Origin of the sequence: Saccharopolyspora sp. CA-218241 (assembly GCF_050954615.1) — a bacterium.
In the GTDB taxonomy this organism is placed as follows: Bacteria; Actinomycetota; Actinomycetes; order Mycobacteriales; family Pseudonocardiaceae; genus Saccharopolyspora; species Saccharopolyspora cebuensis.
This window is the reverse complement of the sequence record NZ_CP191860.1, coordinates 4,542,982-4,559,436: the sequence shown is the minus strand read 5'-3', so window position 1 is coordinate 4,559,436 and position 16,455 is coordinate 4,542,982. Positions and strand designations below refer to the sequence as shown.

The following is a 16,455-nucleotide window of genomic DNA, read 5'->3' as shown; positions in this document are numbered from 1 at the left end:
GGAAGAGGGGGCTCCTCGGGTGCGGAACCCCCTCGACCGAACCCTCAGTGCGCGTAGGTCGGGGCGATCACGGCCCGCGCGACGGTGTGGAAGGCCAGGTTGAAGCTGACCACCGCCGGGCTCACCGTGTCGTCGACCCCGAGCTTCTCGGTGTCCACCGCGTGCACCGCGAAGTAGTAGCGGTGCGGGCGGTCACCGGGCGGCGGCGCGGCGCCGCCGAAGGCCCGCTCGCCCATGTCGTTGGGGACGTGGAAGGCGCCCTCCGGGATGCCGGAGCCGCTGCGGTCGCCCGCGTCGGCGGGCAGCTCGGTGACCCCGACGGGCACGTCGACCAGCACCCAGTGCCAGAAGCCGCCCGGGATCGGGGCGTCCGGGTCGAAGCAGGTCACCACGAAGCTCTTGGTGGTGTCCGGGAAGCCCGACCAGCTCAGTTGCGGCGAGCGGTTCTCGCCCTCGGCGCCCATGCCGTCGTAGGCGTGGGCCTTGCCCATCGGCTCGCCGTCGGTCACGTCCTCGGACGTCACGGTGAACGACGGAACCTCGGGGAGAAGGGAATACGGGTCCGGATCGACCGGGCGCTCCAAGCTCATCAAGCATCCTCCTCTTCGTCGCGGACGGCGTGATCGGATTACCCGCAGCCCACCCTAATGACCCGGGCCACCCGCCGGGCCGGGACGCCTCCGCCCCGAAGGGGGAGATCCGCGGGATCCGGTATCGGACTCATACCCATGCTGCACCGGTGCTCTGGTGGGTCAACGTGCACATGTTGCAAGGGTGGTGTGCCATGCGCAGTCGGGCGGGTAGGCTGCGCCACGGCCGAAAGCGGAGGAGGCGGTGTGGAGCCCGACGAAGCCCTCGAAGTGCTGTGCGTGGGCGAGACGATGTCGCTGGTCGCGCCCGCGGACGCGACGCCGCTGGAGCGGGCACCGGCGTTCACGCTCTCCGCGGGCGGCGCCGAGTCGAACGTGGCGATCCACCTGGCCTCGCTGGGGCACCGGGTCGGCTGGGCGAGCCGGGTCGGGGACGACCCGTTGGGCAGGCGGTTGGTCGCCGACCTCGCGCGCGCCGGGGTGGACACCGCGCTGGTCGAGGTGCACCCGGCGGCGCCGACCGGCGTCTACTTCAAGGACCCGCGACCCGAGGGCACCCGGGTGCACTACTACCGGGCCGGGTCGGCGGCGTCCACGATGGACCAGGACTTCCTGGCCGACGTGGTGCTCGACGCCCCGGCCGCGGTGCACCTCAGCGGCATCACGCCGGTGCTGTCCACCGGCTGCGACCGGCTCGTCCGGCGGCTGCTGACCCGCCCGCGGCGGTCCCGGCTGAGCTTCGACGTGAACCACCGGCCCGCGCTGTGGAGCGCGGCGGAGGCGGCGCCGGTGCTGCGGGAGCTGGCGCAGCTCGCCGACGTGGTGTTCGTCGGGCTCGACGAGGCCGCGGCGCTGTGGTCGGTGCGCACCCCCGAGGAGGTGCGCGCGCTGCTCGACCGGCCCGAGCTGGTGGTGGTCAAGGACGGCGCGCTGGCCGCGTACGAGTTCGGCGTGGGCACCACGTCGGTCCCGGCGCCCCGCGTGGAGGTCGTCGAGCCGGTCGGGGCCGGGGACGCCTTCGCCGCCGGGTACCTGTCCGGGCTGCTGCGCGGTGCGGACGCCTCGCGCCGGCTGCGGCTCGGGCACCTGCTGGCGGCCCGGAGTCTGCTCAGCACCGAGGACCACCAGGCGCTGCCCGACCTCGCCGAGCTGGAGGAACGACTGGCCTACGACGAGCGGGCCTGGGGCGGCCTGCGGATCGGCGGTGACGCGTGAGGGGTTTCGACGAGCTGCTGGCCGCGCCGGTGCTGGCGATCCTGCGCGGGATGACCCCGCAGCGGACCGCCGAACTGGCCGAGCGGGCCTGGGACCTGGGCATCGAGGCCGTCGAGGTGCCGATCGAGACTCCGCGCGCCGAACCGTCGCTGCGCGCCGCCGTCGAGGCCGGTGCCCGGCGCGGGCGCCCGGTGGGCGCGGGCACCGTGACCTCGCCCGAGCAGGTCCGCACCGCGCAGGAGGCCGGGGCCGCGTTCACCGTGGCGCCCGGCCTGGACGCCGAGGTGGTGCGGCTCAGCGCCGACGTCGGGGTGCCGCACCTGCCCGGCGTGGCGACCCCGAGCGAGGTCCAGCAGGCCCGGCGGCTCGGGCTGGACTGGGTCAAGGCGTTCCCGGCCGCGCAGCTCGGCGCCGGCTGGTTCAGCGCGGTGCTCGGGCCGTTCCCCGACCTCAAGCTGGTCGCCACCGGCGGGATGAACGCGCGCAACGCCGCGGAATTCCTCGCCGCGGGCGCCCGCGCGGTCGCGGTGGGCTCGGCCCTGGACGATCCCGAGCAGCTCCCCGCCCTGGCCGGGTTGTTGCGCGACGGCAGGAGGGCGTAGTGCGGGTGCACGTCGGTCCGGAACCGGCCGCCGAACTCCAGGACGCGGTGCTGGCCGCGGGCGCGGAACTCGCCCCGGCCGCCGAGGCCACCGGGCTGGTGTGGTTCGGCGCCGGGCCGGAGCGGTTCGCCGAGTACGACCACCCGGGGCTGGAATGGGTGCAGTTGCCCGCCGCCGGGATCGAACCGTGGCTCGCGGCGGGCGCGCTGCGCGAGGGCATCACGGTCACCTCGGCCGCGGGCAGCTACGCCGAGACCGTCGCCGAGCACGCCCTCGGGCTGATGCTGGCCGGTGCCCGCGGCCTGCACCAGGCCGCCCGCGCCGAGCGCTGGGACCGCCCGGGGCGGGCGCGCACCCTGTTCGGCGCCACGGTGGGCATCGTCGGCGCGGGCGGCATCGGGCGGGCGCTGATCGGGCTGCTGCGCCCCTTCGGCGTCCGGGTGCTGGCGATCAACCGCTCCGGCCGCCCGGTCGACGGCGCCGAGCGCACCTGGCCCGCCGACGCCCCGGACGCCCTCGGCACCCTGCTGGAGCGGTCGGATCACGTGGTGGTCGCGGCTCCGGCCACCGCCGCCACCGCCGCGCTGATCGACGCCGCCGCGCTGGCGCGGATGAAGGACGACGCCTGGCTGATCAACGTGGCCCGCGGCTCGCTGGTCGACACCGGCGCGCTGGTCGAGGCCCTGGACGCCGGGCGGATCGGCGGGGCCGCGCTGGACGTCACCGACCCGGAGCCGCTGCCGGACGGACACCCGCTGTTCGGCCACCCGCGCGCCCTGATCACCCCGCACTCGGCGAACCCGAAGCCGCTGCTGCTCCCGGCGCTGGCCCGCCGGGTGCGGGACAACGTGCGGCGGCGCCTGGCGGGCGAGCCGCTGATCGGCGTCGTCGACCTCGAAGCCGGGTACTGACCGCTCCGGGGGACGACCGGGGCCCGGCCCCTCGGGCGGGAGCCGGACCCCTGGCCTCGATCAGGAGGCTTTTCAGAATGCGGCGGAGCCGCATTGCGGTGAGGCACGCAACTTGCACCGCGGCCCGTGCTCGGACGGTGCCGCTCAGCGATCTTCTCGCGAGGACAGCCGTGACGCCGTGTACGAAGTGGGTACATCAGGAACGGCTCCCGGAGCGAGTGGGCCGCTGAGGTCCCGCTACCGGCACCGCCACGCAGACCATTGGCGAAAGCGATCCTTCAGGGCAGGAAGTAGCCGTTGCCGTCGACGTACTCGCCGCTGCCACCGAGGGTGTCGGCGGTGAACTCGCCCAGCTCGGCCAGTTCGGGGGTGCGGTAGGTGGTCTCGGTCATGGTCGTCGCCTCCATGTCGTTGACGTGGCGCCCGCCGCGGGCACCTGCCCCTGTGATCGGCGGCGTCCCGGACGCCTTGAGGTCCCCGCGGCGGGGGTTCACCCGGGTTCCGCAGCACGACTACTCGGCCGTGCCTCCTGGTCCCTGCTCCGCCGGCGTGTCCGGGGGGCGCGCGGGAGGCGGCCCGGAGGGCTGCCGGGTGCGGGGTGAACGACGTCTCACGGCGGGCGCGCCGGTGGCCGTTAGGATGATCGGCGTCAGACGGCGGTGACGCGGAGGAACCCGGTGCGAAACCGGGGCGGTCGCGCCACTGTGACCGGGGAGCGCACTCCGACGAGCCACGGCCCGCACGGGCCGGAAGGCGGGGCCGCGCGCCGATCCGGGAGCCAGGACACTCCGGCCGCCGTGGATCCCGATCGGGGCGCGCACCCCGAGGAAGGACGCGCCGTGTCCGACGCTGCCCGCACCACCAGGATCCTGCTGCTGTCCACGGCGGACACCGATCTGCTGGCCGCCAGGGCCTCCGGTGCCGACTACGCGGTGGCCAACCCGTCCCGGGTCGCCGCCGAGGACGTCCCCGACCTGCTCACCGGGGTCGATCTCGTGGTGGTCCGGCTGCTCGGCGGCAAGCGCGCCTGGGCCGAAGGGCTGGAGGCGGTGCTGGCCTCGGGCCTGCCGACCGTCGCGCTCAGCGGCGAGTCCACCCCGGACGCCGAGCTGATGGCGCTGTCCACCGTCCCGGCCGGGGTCGCCACCCAGGCGCTGACCTACCTGGTCGAAGGCGGACCGGGCAACCTCGGGCAGCTCGCCCGGTTCCTGTCCGACACGGTGCTGCTGACCGGCGACGGCTTCGAGCTGCCGGAGCGGATGCCGGAGTTCGGCCCGCACGGCGAGCGGGCGCACGACCCGGCGCGGCCCACCGTGGGCATCGTCTTCTACCGGGCGCACGCGCTGGCGGGCAACACCGGGTTCGTCGACACCCTCGCCGACCAGGTCGAGCGGGCCGGGGCCAACGCGCTGCCGGTGTTCTGCGGCTCCCTGCGCGGGCTGTCCGACGCCGCCGGGCTGCGCGACCTGCTCGGCGGCTGCGACGTGCTGGTGGCCACGGTGCTCGCCGCGGGCGGCTCGGTGGCCGCCGACGCCAGCGCGGGCGGCGACGAGGACTCCTGGGATGCCGGGGCGCTGGCCGAGCTGGACATCCCGGTGCTGCAAGGGCTCTGCCTCACCACCAGCCGCGCCACCTGGGAGGGCAGCGACGCCGCGCTGTCGCCGATGGACGCCGCGATGCAGGTCGCGGTGCCGGAGTTCGACGGCCGGCTGATCAGCGTGCCCTTCTCCTTCAAGGAGGCCGGGGACGACGGCATCCCGGTCTACCTGGCCGATCCCGAACGCGCCCGGCGGGTCGCGGGCACCGCCACCGCGCTGGCCCGGCTTCGGCGCACCGCCGACTCGGACAAGAAGCTGGCCGTGGTGCTGTCGTCCTACCCGACCAAGCACTCCCGGGTGGGCAACGCGGTCGGCCTGGACACCCCCGCCTCGGCGGTGGTGCTGCTGCACGCCCTGGCCGAGGCCGGGTACGACCTCGGCGGCCTGGACCTGTCCGGGGTGGACGGCGACGGGCTGATCCACCGGCTGATCGCCGCGGGCGGCCACGACGTCGAATGGCTCACCGACGACCAGATGTCGCAGGCCGCGATCCGCGTCCCGGCGCCCCGCTACCGGGAGTGGTTCGACGCGCTGCCCACCGCGCTGCGCGAGGCCATGGCCGAGCACTGGGGTCCGCCGCCGGGCGGCCTGTACGTCGACGACGAGGGCTCGATCTACGTGGCGGCGCTGCGCTTCGGCAACGTGGTGCTGATGATCCAGCCGCCGCGCGGCTTCGGCGAGAACCCGATCGCCATCTACCACGACCCGGACCTGCCGCCCTCGCACCAGTACTTCGCCGCCTACCGCTGGCTGGCCGAGGAGTTCGGCGCCCACGCCGTCGTCCACCTGGGCAAGCACGGCACCCTGGAGTGGCTGCCGGGCAAGGGCCTCGGCCTGGCCGCCGAGTGCGCGCCGGACGCCGTGCTGGGCGACCTGCCGCTGGTCTACCCGTTCATCGTCAACGACCCGGGCGAGGGCACCCAGGCCAAGCGCCGCGGGCACGCCGTCGTGGTGGACCACCTGATCCCGCCGATGGCCCGCGCCGACAGCTACGGCGACATCGCCAAGCTGGAGCAGCTCCTCGACGAGTACGCCCTGGTCACCGACCTCGACCCGGAGAAGAAGCCCGCGCTGCGCAACCAGATCTGGGAGCTGGTCACCGCCGCCGAGCTGCACCACGACCTGCACCAGCAGGACCAGCCCGACGCCGAGTCGTTCGACGACTTCGTGATGCACATCGACGGCTACCTGTGCGAGATCAAGGACGTGCAGATCCGCGACGGGCTGCACATCCTCGGCCGGGCGCCGGCGGGCGAGGAGCTGGTCAACGACGTGCTGGCGATCCTGCGCTCGCGGCAGGTCTTCGGCGGGAAGGTCGGGGCCCTGCCCGGGCTGCGGACCGCCCTGGCCGAGCGCTTCGGCCTCGACGAGCAGCACCTGCTGGCCGAGCCCGGTGCCGCGGTGGCGGTCCCGGGCGCGCTGACCGGACTGGTGGCGGGTCCCGCGGCGTCCGCATCGGACGCGGTGGACCTGCTGGAGGAGCTGGCCCGGCGGCTGGTCACCGGCCTGGCCGAGGCGGGCTGGCGGGCCGACGGCGTCGCCGCGTCGGTGCTGGGCGGTCCCGACGAGCAGGTCGACGCGGTGCTGCGGTTCGCCTGCGAGGAGCTGGCGCCCCGGTTGGCCCGCACCACCGACGAGGTGGACAACGTGGTGCACGCCCTCGGCGGCGGCTTCGTGCCCGCCGGACCGTCCGGGTCACCGACCCGGGGCCTGGTGTCGGTGCTGCCGACCGGCCGCAACTTCTACTCGGTCGACCCCAAGGCGATCCCGTCCCGCAACGCCTTCGAGGTCGGCTCCGCGCTCGCCGATTCCCTGCTGGCGCGGCACGTGCAGGACACCGGGGAGCACCCGCGCTCAGTCGGGCTCACGGTGTGGGGCACCTCGGCGATGCGTACCCAGGGCGACGACATCGGCGAGCTGCTCTGGCTGCTCGGCTGCCGCCCGACCTGGGACGACGCCTCCCGCCGGGTCACCGGTTTCGAGGTGGTGCCGCTGGCCGAGCTGGGCCGTCCCCGGATCGACGTGGTGGTGCGCATCTCCGGCTTCTTCCGGGACGCCTTCCCGCACGTGGTGTCGCTGCTCGACGACGCGGTCCGGGCGGTGGCGGTGCTCGACGAGCCGGACGAGGACAACTTCGTCGCCGCGCACTACCGCGCCGACCTGGCTTCGCACGGCGACGACCGGCGCGCCTCCACCCGGATCTTCGGGTCCAAGCCGGGCGCCTACGGGGCCGGGCTGCTGCCGCTGATCGACGCCCGGAACTGGCGCAGCGACGCCGACCTCGCCGAGGTCTACGCCACCTGGGGCGGGTTCGCCTACGGTCGGGGGCTGGACGGCCGGGAGGCGCGGACGGACATGGAGACGGCGTTCCGGCGCATCCAGGTGGCGGCCAAGAACGTCGACACCCGCGAGCACGACATCGCCGACTCCGACGACTACTTCCAGTACCACGGCGGGATGGTCGCCGCGGTGCGGGTGCTCGCCGGCGCCGACCCGGCCGCCTACGTCGGCGACTCCGCGGTGCCGCACGCGGTGAAGACGCGGACCCTCGGCGAGGAGACCAAGCGCGTCTTCCGGGCCCGGGTGGTCAACCCCAAGTGGATCTCGGCGATGCGCAGGCACGGCTACAAGGGCGCCTTCGAGCTCGCGGCCACCGTGGACTACCTGTTCGGCTTCGACGCGACCGCGGGCGTGGTGGACGACTGGATGTACGCCAAGCTCGCCGAGTCCTACGTCTTCGACGGCGAGGTGCAGGAGTTCCTGCGCACCTCGAACCCGTGGGCGCTGCGCGGGATGACCGAGCGGCTGCTGGAGGCCGCCGACCGCGGCCTGTGGGAACGCCCCGATGAGGCGGTGCTGGCGGAGCTGCGCGAGGTGTACCTGGAACTCGAGGGCAGCCTGGAGGGCTGAAGCACTCCTCTGTGGACGGTGATATCCCGCCGGACGGGTGTATTCAGCCGCGCGTCCAGTAGCTCGACCGAGTGGTTAACGGTCGGCGTGCGGCGCCCTCCGGTGCGCTGTGATCCGCTGGGGTCGTCAAGTGGTTCGGACCGGTGGGGGACCGGTTCGCGCGGACGGCGCCGGCCCACCCCCGCCTGTGGGGGAGGAGACAGCGATGACAGGAGTTCCGCGCAGGGGAGCGGCGGCGCTGGGCGTGCTGGCGATGTCGGCGGCGCTGGCGACCGCACCGCTGACCGCCGGTGCCGCCGAAACCGCCGGTGCCGCCGAGACCGGGCCCGCCGCCTCGAAGGCACCGCCGATCGTCGGCGGCTCCCCGGCCCCGATCGCCGAGCACCCGTGGGTGGTCTACCTCGCCAACCCGCGGGGCGACCAGTTCTGCGGCGGCACCCTCGCCGCTCCCGACAAGGTCGTCACCGCCGCGCACTGCGTGGACGGCGAGCGGCCGGGGGCGGTGCAGGTCGTCGCGGGCCGGGAGGACAAGCGGACCACCGCGGGCACCGTCGCCGGGGTCCGGGACATCTGGACCCACCCGGACTACCAGAGCGCCACCGCGGGCGCCGACGTCGCGGTGCTCACCCTGGACACCCGGCTCCCGCAGCAGCCGCTGCCGCTGGCCACCCCGGCCGATTCCGCGCTCTACCAGGCGGGCACGCCGACCACGGTGCTCGGCTGGGGCAACGTCGCCGAGGGCGGTCCCAGCTCCGACGTGCTGCGCTCGGTCCAGGTCCCGGTGGTGGCCGACCCCGACTGCTCGCGCGCCTACTCGCAGTTCGACCCGCGCACGATGGTCTGCGCGGGCGTGCCCGAAGGCGGCAAGGACAGCTGCCAGGGCGACTCCGGCGGGCCGATGGTCGCCGACGGGAAGCTGACCGGCATCGTCTCCACCGGCAACGGCTGCGCCCGCCCGGGCTACCCCGGGATCTACACCCGGGTCGCCACCTACCAGGCCGACATCGCCGCCCAGCTCGGCACCTGAGGACCTGTGCCTGGGGACGGGTGAGAGGGACGTCACGGCCGCCCGGGGGCTGCGCCACCGCGCGGCGCGGGCATACAACGGGTGGCTGTGACGTCGATGTGGTTGCGCGCGGCCTTCCTGCTGACCGTCGCGGGCTGGGGTGCCAACCAGTTCTCCCCGCTGCTGGCCGCCTACCAGCGGGGGCTCGGCGTGTCCGGCACCGCCGTCACCGGGCTGTTCGCGCTGTACGTGGTGGGTCTGGTCCCGGGCCTGCTGCTCGGCGGACCGCTGGCCGACCGGCGCGGGCGCCGACCGGTGGTGCTGGGCGCGGTGCTGCTCAACGGGGTGGCCACGCTGGCGCTGATGGCCGGGGTGCTGGCCGTGCCCTGGCTGGCCGTCGGGCGGGTGCTCACCGGCGTCGGCACCGGGGCGGTGCTGGCCGCGGGCACCGCCTGGGTCCGCGAACTGACGCTGCTCGCGGGCGCGACCGACGACGGCGCGGGCGCCCGCCGGGCCGGAGTGCTGCTGTCGGCCGGGTTCAGCCTCAGCGGACTGGTCGCCGCGCTGCTCGCCCAGTGGGCACCGCGGCCGCTGGTCGTCGCCTACCTGCCGCACCTGGTGCTGTGCGTGGCCGGGCTGCTGCTCGCGCTGGCCTGCCCGGAGACCCGGCCGAGCCGACCGGCGGCGACGCGGGTGCGGCAGCGCGACCGGCGGTTCCGCGCGCTGGTGCTGCCGGTGGCGCTGTGGGTGTTCGTCGGCCCCTCGATCAGCTTCGGCGTGCTGCCGGGGCAGGTCGCCCCGGCGGAGTGGGAGACGCTGCACGCGGGACTGGCCGCGCTGCTCGCCCCCGGCACCGGCGCGCTGGTGCAGCCCCTGGCCCGCCGCCTCGCGGCCCGCGGCGAACGGGTCCCGGCGGTGGTGGGGCTGGGCCTGCTGGGCCTCGGGCTGGCGCTGGCCGCGCTGACCGCGGCGCGCGGGATGCCGCTGGCCGCCCTGGCCTGCTGCGCGCTGCTCGGCGCGGGCTACGGGTGCTGCTCGACCTACTGCCTGACCGTGGTCGGGCGGATCGCCGCGCCCGGCGGGCTGGCCCGGCTCACCTCGGTGTTCTGGGTGGTCGCCTACCTCGGCTTCGCCGCGCCGTACCTGTTCGCGCTGGCCGCCCCGGTCGCCGACGCCCCGGCGCTGCTGGCCGGGCTGGCGGTCCTGGCGCTGCTCACCGGCCTGCGGTCAGCTCGCCACCAACCCGACCGAGATGGTCAGGAACGCCGCCACGCTGACCAGGTCCAGCGAGTGGGAGACCCGGGGATGCCGGAGCCGGTCGGCGATGCGGGCGGCGGCCAGCACGATGGTCAGCTCCCAGAACGCGGCGAGCACCAGGAAGATCACGCCTAGCACCACGAGCTGCACCGCGGGCTGCGCGGCGGCGCCGACGAACTGCGGCAGGAACGCCAGGCTGAACAGCAGCATCTTCGGGTTGGTCAGGTTGCTCAGCAGCCCGCGCAGGAACGGGTTGGACCGGTCGGGCACCGGCTCGGCCAGCCCTTCGGCGCCGGCCCGGCGGGCCAGCCAGAGCCCGCGCAGGATCGATCCGGCCAGGTAGACCAGGTACGCCGCGCCGACCCACTTCAGCACCGACAGCACCGCCGGGTGCCGGGTGATCAGCGCGCCGAGGCCGCCGATCACCGCCGCGACCTGGAGCACGCTGGCGGTGTGGATGCCGACCAGGGCGAGCAGCCCGGCGCGGCGGCCCGCGTTCAGCGAGGTGCGCAGCAGCAGGAAGGCATCGACTCCGGGGGTGAGGATCACGACCGCGCTCGCCAGCAGGAAGGCGGGCAGCGGAGTGGGGTCCAGGAGCACGTGCGGTTCCTCCTCGCGCTGATCTCGTGTCACCCGACCAGGCGTAGTTCGCCGCTCCGCCTGCGGAGACGCGGCGGAGCCGGTGGTACTGGTTCGGGAGGATCGGCGAACGATCGCGCATCGGTGCGCAGATTTTGTCGCCGAGAGCCATCATAGCGAAATATTTTCCCGGAACCGTGTGACTCCCCTCTCGTCATTCCCGGTATCGGTCCGGCTACGGTCCGTCCGGCGACAGGGTTCCGGCGGTGGAGGGCCGACGTGGTGGGCAGCAGCAGGAGCGGACCGGTGCGGATCGCGCTCGCGGGCGCGATGACCGTGCTCGCGGGGGTCCAGCCCGCGTACGCGGACGAGCGGCCCCAGGAGCGCGTCCTCGGCGGCGGGCCCGACTCCACCGACCGGGCGCCGTGGGCGGTCGCGCTCACCGACGGGTCCGGGCGGCACTTCTGCGGTGGCGCGCTGGTCAGCCCCGTCGAGGTGGTCACCGCCGCGCACTGCGTGGTCGACGGGACGGGCTCTCGGCGCGGGCCCGCCGACCTGCGGGTCGTCGCCGGGCGCACCGACCTCGGCACCGGCGCCGGTGTCGTCGGGCGCGTGGTGCGGACCTGGGTGCACCCGGAGTACGCGGGCTTCGAGCAGGGCGACGACCTCGCCGTGCTCACCCTGGACGCGCCGCTGCCGCAGCGGCCGATCCCGGTGGTCGCCCCCGGCGACCCCGCGCCGTACCGGCCGGGCACCACCGGCCGGGTCCACGGCTGGGGGCGCACCAGCGAGGGCGGTGCGTCCTCATCGACGTTGCGCTCGGTGACCGTGCCGGTCACCGACGACCAGACCTGCGCCGCGGCCTACTCCACCTACGACAGGACCGAGATGTTCTGCGCCGGGGTGCCCGAGGGCGGTCGCGACGCCTGCGCAGGCGACTCCGGCGGGCCGTTCGTGGTGGGCGGGCGGCTCGCCGGGGTCGTCTCCTTCGGCACCGGCTGCGGCCGGCCCGGCGTCCCCGGCGTCTACACCAGGCTCGGGGGTTACCCGGAGCTCGCCGACCAGCTCCAGCCGAGTGGTGTGGGCAACTCCCGGCCCGGGTGACCAGGGCCTCCGGCCGGATGCTGTGATATCCAGGTTCAGGTGACCCTCCAGCCGCTCGCGACCGCCGTCCACCGCGCCTACACCGCGGACCTGGACGCCGACGACTTCTACCGGATGCTGCGCCTGCGCGTCGACGTCTTCGTCGCCGAGCAGCAGTGCGCGTACCCGGAGCTCGACGGCAGGGATCTCGAGGAGACCACCCGGCACTTCTGGATCGATTCCGCCGATGGTTTCGTGCTCGGCTACCTGCGCCTGCTGGAGGACCCCGACGGCGTCTACCGGATCGGCCGGGTGTGCACCGCCCAGGGCGCCCGCGGCCTCGGGCTGGGGCGCAAGCTGATGCGCGCCGCCGTCGCCGAGGTCCGGCGCAGACCGGTCGTGCTCTCCGCGCAGACCTACGCCGTGGACTTCTACCGCTCCTTCGGCTTCGCCGAGGACGGCGAGGAGTACCTGGAGGACGGCATCCCCCACGTCCCGATGCGCCGCGCCTGATCCCCCGCGCCGCAACGACGACGGCACCGCTGAGCTCCGAAAGCGGCCGACGCCCCACTCATCTCATCCGAAAGGAACTGAGTGAGGGGCACCCTTGCCCGAGTTCGGGGTCTTTTCGGAATGCGGCGGAGCCGCATGCGGTGCGGCCGTCAACCGGCACCGCCGCCCGTGCTCGGACGTGACCGCTCAGCGGTCTTCTCGCGAGGACGCCCTGATGCCGTGTATTGGCGATCCATCGAGAAGGGCGCCCGGAGCGAGAAGGCCGCTGAGGTTCCGCCACCCGCACCGCCACGCAGGCCATTCTGAAAACAGTCCGTGGGGTGGGGACGTGGCGCTGGTCTCGGGTGTGTTGGTCCGGTGATCGGGGTCTGCGACGATGCCGGGTGATCCACGCGAGGGGTGCGGCAGGAAGCCGGTGCGAATCCGGCGCGGTCGGCGCCACTGTGACCGGGGAGCGGTCCGCCACCACGTGCCACCGGGCGATGCCTGGGAAGGCCGGCGGCCCGCGCCGATCCGGGAGCCAGGACACTGCGGCCCCTCCTTCCCGATACCCGGGGCGTCCGACACCCGAGGAAGGAACCCGGCATGACCGCTCCTCCGCGCGCCGCCGCGCGCTTCCCGTTCTCCGCCGTGGTCGGTCACGACGACCTCCGGCTCGCGCTGCTGCTCAACGCGATCCACCCGCGCATCGGCGGGGTGCTGGTGCGCGGTGAGAAGGGCACCGCCAAGTCGACCGCGGTGCGGGCGCTGGCGGGGCTGCTGCCCGCGCTCGACGTCGTCGAGGGCTGCCGGTTCGGGTGCGCCCCCGACGCGCTGGACGACCGGTGCCCGGACGGCCCGCACGACGCGGTGGTGGCCCAGCGCCGACCGGCCGGGCTGGTGGAGCTGCCGGTCGGGGCCACCGAGGACCGGCTGATCGGCTCGCTGGACCTGGAACGCGCGCTGACCGAGGGCGTCCGCGCCTTCCAGCCCGGCCTGCTGGCCGCCGCGCACCGGGGCGTGCTCTACGTCGACGAGGTCAACCTGCTGCACGACCACCTGGTCGACCTGCTGCTGGACGCCGCGGCGATGGGTCGCGCGCACGTCGAGCGCGACGGGGTGTCGGTCTCGCACGCCGCGTCGTTCCTGCTGGTCGGCACGATGAACCCGGAGGAGGGCGAGCTGCGCCCGCAACTCCTGGACCGGTTCGGCCTGACCGTGCACGTCGCCGCCGCCCGCGAGGTCGCCACCCGGACCGAGGTGGTGCGCAGGCGGCTGGCCTTCGAGGACGACCCGGAGGGCTTCGCCGGGCAGTGGGCGGAGGCCGACGCGGAGCTGGCCCGGCGCATCGTCGAGGCCCGCGCCCGGCTGGATGCCGTGGTGCTGCCGGATTCCGAGCTGCGCCGCATCTCCGCGCTGTGCGCCGCGCTGGAGGTCGACGGGATGCGCGCCGACCTGGTGCTGGCCCGCACCGCCGTGGCGCACGCGGCGTGGCGCGGCGCGGACGCGGTGGCCGAGCAGGACGTCGAGACGGCGGCCCGGCTGGCGCTGCCGCACCGGCGCAGGCGCGACCCGTTCGACGAGCCGGGGATGGCGGAGGACCAGTTGCAGCAGGCCCTCTCCGAGGCCGCCGAGCACGCCGGGGACGGCGACGACGACCCGCCGCCGGACGGCCCGGGCGGCGGTGCTCCCGAGGACGGCGGCCCCGATGACGGCGGTCCGGACGACGGCGGACCCGATGACGGCGGACCCGATGACGGCGGGCCCGATGACGGCGGGCCCGGGGCCGGTGCGCCCGACAGCGGCGACGAGGGCGACGGCGGCCGCAGCGGTGGCGCTGACGGCGACGAGGGCTCGGGCGGTGCCGACCGGCAGCCCGCGGCACCGGAACCGGCCTTCCGGGCGCGGCTGCTGGAGGTGCCGGGACTCGGCGAAGGCGCCCCGGGACGGCGCTCGCGCAGCCGGTCCCGCACCGGGCGCGGGGTCCGCGCTTCCGCGGTGGAGGGCAACGGCGTGCACCTGACCGCCACGCTCGCCGCGGCGGCCCCGCACCAGCGGGCGCGCGGGCGCAGCGGACCCGGCCTGCTGCTGCACCGCGAGGACGTCCGCCGGGCGGTCCGGGAGGGCCGCGAGGGCAACCTCGTGCTGTTCGCGGTCGACGCCTCCGGGTCGATGGCGGCGCGGGAGCGGATGTCGGCGGTCAGCGGTGCGGTGCTGTCCCTGCTGCGGGACGCCTACCAGCGGCGGGACAAGGTCGGCGTGGTCGCGTTCCGGGGCGACGGGGCGGAGGTGGCGCTGCCGCCCACCTCGTCGGTGGACGTGGCCGCCACCCGGATGCGCGCGCTGCGCACCGGTGGCCGGACCCCGCTGGCCGACGGGCTGCTCACCGCGCGGTCGGTGCTGCGCACCGAGCGGACCCGCGATCCGCAGCGCCGCCCGCTGCTGGTGCTGCTCACCGATGGCAAGGCCACCGTCGCCGTCGACGCGGCGGCGGGTTCGGCCCGGGAACGCGCGCGCCGCGCGGTGGACGACGCGGTGCGCGCCGCCGGGCTCCTCTCCCGGATGGAGGTGGCCTCGGTGGTCGTCGACTGCGAGAGCGGTCCGGTCCGGCTCGGCCTGGCGGGACGGGTAGCGACGGCCCTCGACGCGCCCCGGCTGCGGTTGGAGGAGCTGTCCGCGGAGAACGTCGCCGGGGTGGTCCGGGCGGCGCGTCCGGACCGGGAGCGCGCCGCCTGATCTCGGTTCGGTCACGAGATTCGGCGTTTCGCGGCCGGGATCGCGCGGCGCATTGGTACCGTTGCCGCTGTCCGCCTGACCCCCAGAGGTGGACTTCCCGAGTGCCCCCGCGCTCCCGGCAACCCCCAGGCCGGTGGAGCGCGGGGCCTTGTGGTTACCGGGCCGGGTCCGGCGGTGCGCGGGAGGATTCCCGTCCGCGGCCGTTCGGGGCCATCCCGTTGGCCCATTCGGGTCCAGTTCGCCGCGCGGTCCCGGGTGCGGCGGGCGTCGCACGGGTGCGGGACATCGCGCTCAGATCAACAGGTGCTAACTTTCCGTTTGCCGGGGCGTGTCGAAACGAATCGGGGACGGTGCGAGATGGCCGAATCGGCCGGTGCCGTGGCGGGACTCGCCGCCGCGAACGAAGCCATGATGGGAATCATCAACGCGGCCAACGGCGGCCGGTTCCAGGTGACTCCCGAAGCGGGTGAGGAGCTCATCCGGATCTTCGAGGACATGGGCGAGGAAATGCGCGGCATGTGGCAGGACCTCGACCTGCTCAAGCAGAAGGTGCCGCTGGGTCCGAGCCCCGCCGGGCAGGAGATCGCGCACTTCGACCGGCTCGTCGCCGCGGGCGACGACGGCCGCTCGTACGAGGAGATGCTCCGGCAGTTGCGCAGCCGGGTGCCGGAGGTCGTCGAGGCGATCCGCAAGGGCATCGAGCTCTACCAGGAGGTCGACGACGGGAACTCCCGCCGCTTCGACGTGCAGGCTTGAGATCAGGAGTGTGAATCCGTTGCGTCGTCCGATGCCGCGAGCGCTCGTCACCGGCGGGATCGCCGTGGCGCTGACCTGCACGGCCTGCGGCGGCCCGAGCGCCTCGCCGCCGCCCGAGCAGTCGGCGACCACCGCCGCCGGGGAGACGGCCACGAGCGCCGGGCCGTTCGCGGAGGTCGACCCGTGCGGCCTGCTCGACCCCTCGGCGGGCGTGCCGGGCCCCGGGGAGCGCGAGGACAAGCTCGGCTCGCTGGTGTGCCGCTGGGAGGTCCCGGAAGGCGGGGTGGCGGTCAACCTGCACCCGGACCGCGCGGTCGAGCAGCTCGACCTGTCGCAGTACCAGGTCTCGGAGACCACCGTCGGCGACCGCCCGGCGAAGCTGGCGCGCGGCGCCGAGGGCGACGGGACCTGCGAGGTGCTCCTCCCGGTCTCCGGTACCGCCTCGGCCGGGGTCGCCGCCATCACCGACGACATGAACAACGACACCGCGTGCGCGGTGGCGCAGCGGCTGGCGCCGGTGGTGGCCGAGAAGCTCCCGGCCGGCTGACATGAGTCCGTGGATTCATCCGCCTGGATCGATCTTCCTGGGATATCCTCCGCGTGCGGGGGCCCGGTTCGACGCCGCCCCGCGACCGGTCGCCGGTCGGCGCGGGACGTCCCGAGCAGCCGTCCTGACGCGGTGGTCCACGCGCTCGGCGCCGGGCGGGTTCACGGCGGACA

General features: G+C 74.9%; 13 protein-coding genes, 1 pseudogene and 2 riboswitches. Of the genes and pseudogenes, 11 read left to right on the top strand and 3 right to left on the bottom strand.

Annotation, left to right across the window (positions count from 1 at the left end; all coding sequences use genetic code 11):
- Positions 1-44: 44 nt before the first annotated feature.
- Entirely contained in the window at positions 45-590 is a 546-nt protein-coding gene (locus ACQP0T_RS21670; protein ID WP_433869726.1) for a YbhB/YbcL family Raf kinase inhibitor-like protein, read from the bottom strand.
- A 246-nt stretch (positions 591-836) separates the two neighbouring features.
- Between ACQP0T_RS21670 and ACQP0T_RS21665 the strand changes: the two genes are divergently transcribed.
- The 3 genes from ACQP0T_RS21665 to ACQP0T_RS21655 are packed head-to-tail and all read left to right on the top strand — an operon-like array spanning position 837 to position 3,318.
- Positions 837-1,805 carry a sugar kinase gene (locus ACQP0T_RS21665; protein ID WP_433869725.1) on the top strand — a complete coding sequence of 323 codons (969 nt, stop codon included), beginning with the start codon at positions 837-839 and terminating at the stop codon, positions 1,803-1,805.
- Positions 1,802-2,407, top strand: coding sequence for a bifunctional 4-hydroxy-2-oxoglutarate aldolase/2-dehydro-3-deoxy-phosphogluconate aldolase (locus ACQP0T_RS21660; RefSeq protein WP_433869724.1), 606 nt, complete (start codon positions 1,802-1,804; stop codon positions 2,405-2,407). The genes ACQP0T_RS21665 and ACQP0T_RS21660 overlap by 4 nt, the downstream gene beginning before the upstream one ends.
- Positions 2,407-3,318: an NAD(P)-dependent oxidoreductase gene (locus ACQP0T_RS21655; protein ID WP_433869723.1), complete on the top strand. Its 912-nt coding sequence runs from the start codon at positions 2,407-2,409 to the stop codon at positions 3,316-3,318. The genes ACQP0T_RS21660 and ACQP0T_RS21655 overlap by 1 nt, the downstream gene beginning before the upstream one ends.
- A 278-nt stretch (positions 3,319-3,596) precedes the next feature.
- Here ACQP0T_RS21655 and ACQP0T_RS21650 read toward each other — a convergent pair whose 3' ends face one another.
- Positions 3,597-3,710 carry a lasso RiPP family leader peptide-containing protein gene (locus ACQP0T_RS21650; RefSeq protein WP_345355457.1) on the bottom strand — a complete coding sequence of 38 codons (114 nt, stop codon included), beginning with the start codon at positions 3,708-3,710 and terminating at the stop codon, positions 3,597-3,599.
- A 276-nt stretch (positions 3,711-3,986) separates the two neighbouring features.
- Positions 3,987-4,106: riboswitch (cobalamin riboswitch) on the top strand.
- A gap of 51 nt (positions 4,107-4,157) precedes the next feature.
- Here ACQP0T_RS21650 and cobN point away from each other — a divergent pair.
- From cobN to ACQP0T_RS21635, 3 genes and pseudogenes are all read left to right on the top strand, one after another.
- Entirely contained in the window at positions 4,158-7,826 is a 3,669-nt protein-coding gene (cobN, locus tag ACQP0T_RS21645) for a cobaltochelatase subunit CobN (RefSeq protein WP_433869722.1), read from the top strand.
- Between the two features lie 205 nt (positions 7,827-8,031).
- Complete coding sequence (locus ACQP0T_RS21640) at positions 8,032-8,853, top strand: S1 family peptidase (RefSeq protein ID WP_433869721.1); 822 nt, start codon at positions 8,032-8,034, stop codon at positions 8,851-8,853.
- Between the two features lie 96 nt (positions 8,854-8,949).
- Positions 8,950-9,954 (top strand): annotated as a pseudogene (locus ACQP0T_RS21635) (MFS transporter); the annotation flags it as partial.
- A 105-nt stretch (positions 9,955-10,059) separates the two neighbouring features.
- On the opposite strand, the gene ACQP0T_RS21630 reads toward ACQP0T_RS21635, so the two are convergent.
- Positions 10,060-10,722 (bottom strand): LysE family translocator, encoded by a 663-nt coding sequence (locus ACQP0T_RS21630; RefSeq protein WP_433869720.1) that lies wholly within the window; start codon positions 10,720-10,722, stop codon positions 10,060-10,062.
- A 228-nt stretch (positions 10,723-10,950) separates the two neighbouring features.
- On the opposite strand from ACQP0T_RS21630, the gene ACQP0T_RS21625 reads away from it, so the two are divergent.
- The 5 genes from ACQP0T_RS21625 to ACQP0T_RS21605 all read left to right on the top strand — a co-directional run bounded on the left by ACQP0T_RS21625 (position 10,951) and on the right by ACQP0T_RS21605 (position 16,282).
- Positions 10,951-11,772, top strand: a complete 822-nt coding sequence (locus ACQP0T_RS21625) for a S1 family peptidase (RefSeq protein ID WP_433869719.1) — start codon at positions 10,951-10,953, stop codon at positions 11,770-11,772.
- Between the two features lie 39 nt (positions 11,773-11,811).
- Complete coding sequence (locus ACQP0T_RS21620; RefSeq protein WP_433869718.1) at positions 11,812-12,264, top strand: GNAT family N-acetyltransferase; 453 nt, start codon at positions 11,812-11,814, stop codon at positions 12,262-12,264.
- A gap of 405 nt (positions 12,265-12,669) precedes the next feature.
- Positions 12,670-12,795, top strand: a riboswitch (cobalamin riboswitch).
- Between the two features lie 54 nt (positions 12,796-12,849).
- Positions 12,850-14,979: a VWA domain-containing protein gene (locus tag ACQP0T_RS21615; protein WP_433869717.1), complete on the top strand. Its 2,130-nt coding sequence runs from the start codon at positions 12,850-12,852 to the stop codon at positions 14,977-14,979.
- Positions 14,980-15,336: 357 nt separating this feature from the next.
- Entirely contained in the window at positions 15,337-15,735 is a 399-nt protein-coding gene (locus ACQP0T_RS21610) for a hypothetical protein (RefSeq protein ID WP_345355436.1), read from the top strand.
- Positions 15,736-15,766: 31 nt separating this feature from the next.
- The gene (locus ACQP0T_RS21605) at positions 15,767-16,282 is read left to right on the top strand and encodes a DUF3558 family protein (RefSeq protein ID WP_433869716.1); all 516 of its coding nucleotides are present in this window, start codon (positions 15,767-15,769) and stop codon (positions 16,280-16,282) included.
- Positions 16,283-16,455 lie beyond the last annotated feature (173 nt).

Bases quoted from the DNA above. Each gene is read 5' to 3' on its own strand.
- ACQP0T_RS21670 (WP_433869726.1), bottom strand. From the start codon at position 590: ATGAGCTTGGAGCGCCCGGTCGATCCGGACCCGTATTCCCTTCTCCCC.
- ACQP0T_RS21650 (WP_345355457.1), bottom strand. From the start codon at position 3,710: ATGACCGAGACCACCTACCGCACCCCCGAACTGGCCGAGCTGGGCGAG.
- ACQP0T_RS21640 (WP_433869721.1), top strand. From the start codon at position 8,032: ATGACAGGAGTTCCGCGCAGGGGAGCGGCGGCGCTGGGCGTGCTGGCG.
- ACQP0T_RS21615 (WP_433869717.1), top strand. From the start codon at position 12,850: ATGACCGCTCCTCCGCGCGCCGCCGCGCGCTTCCCGTTCTCCGCCGTG.
- ACQP0T_RS21610 (WP_345355436.1), top strand. From the start codon at position 15,337: ATGGCCGAATCGGCCGGTGCCGTGGCGGGACTCGCCGCCGCGAACGAA.
- ACQP0T_RS21605 (WP_433869716.1), top strand. From the start codon at position 15,767: ATGCCGCGAGCGCTCGTCACCGGCGGGATCGCCGTGGCGCTGACCTGC.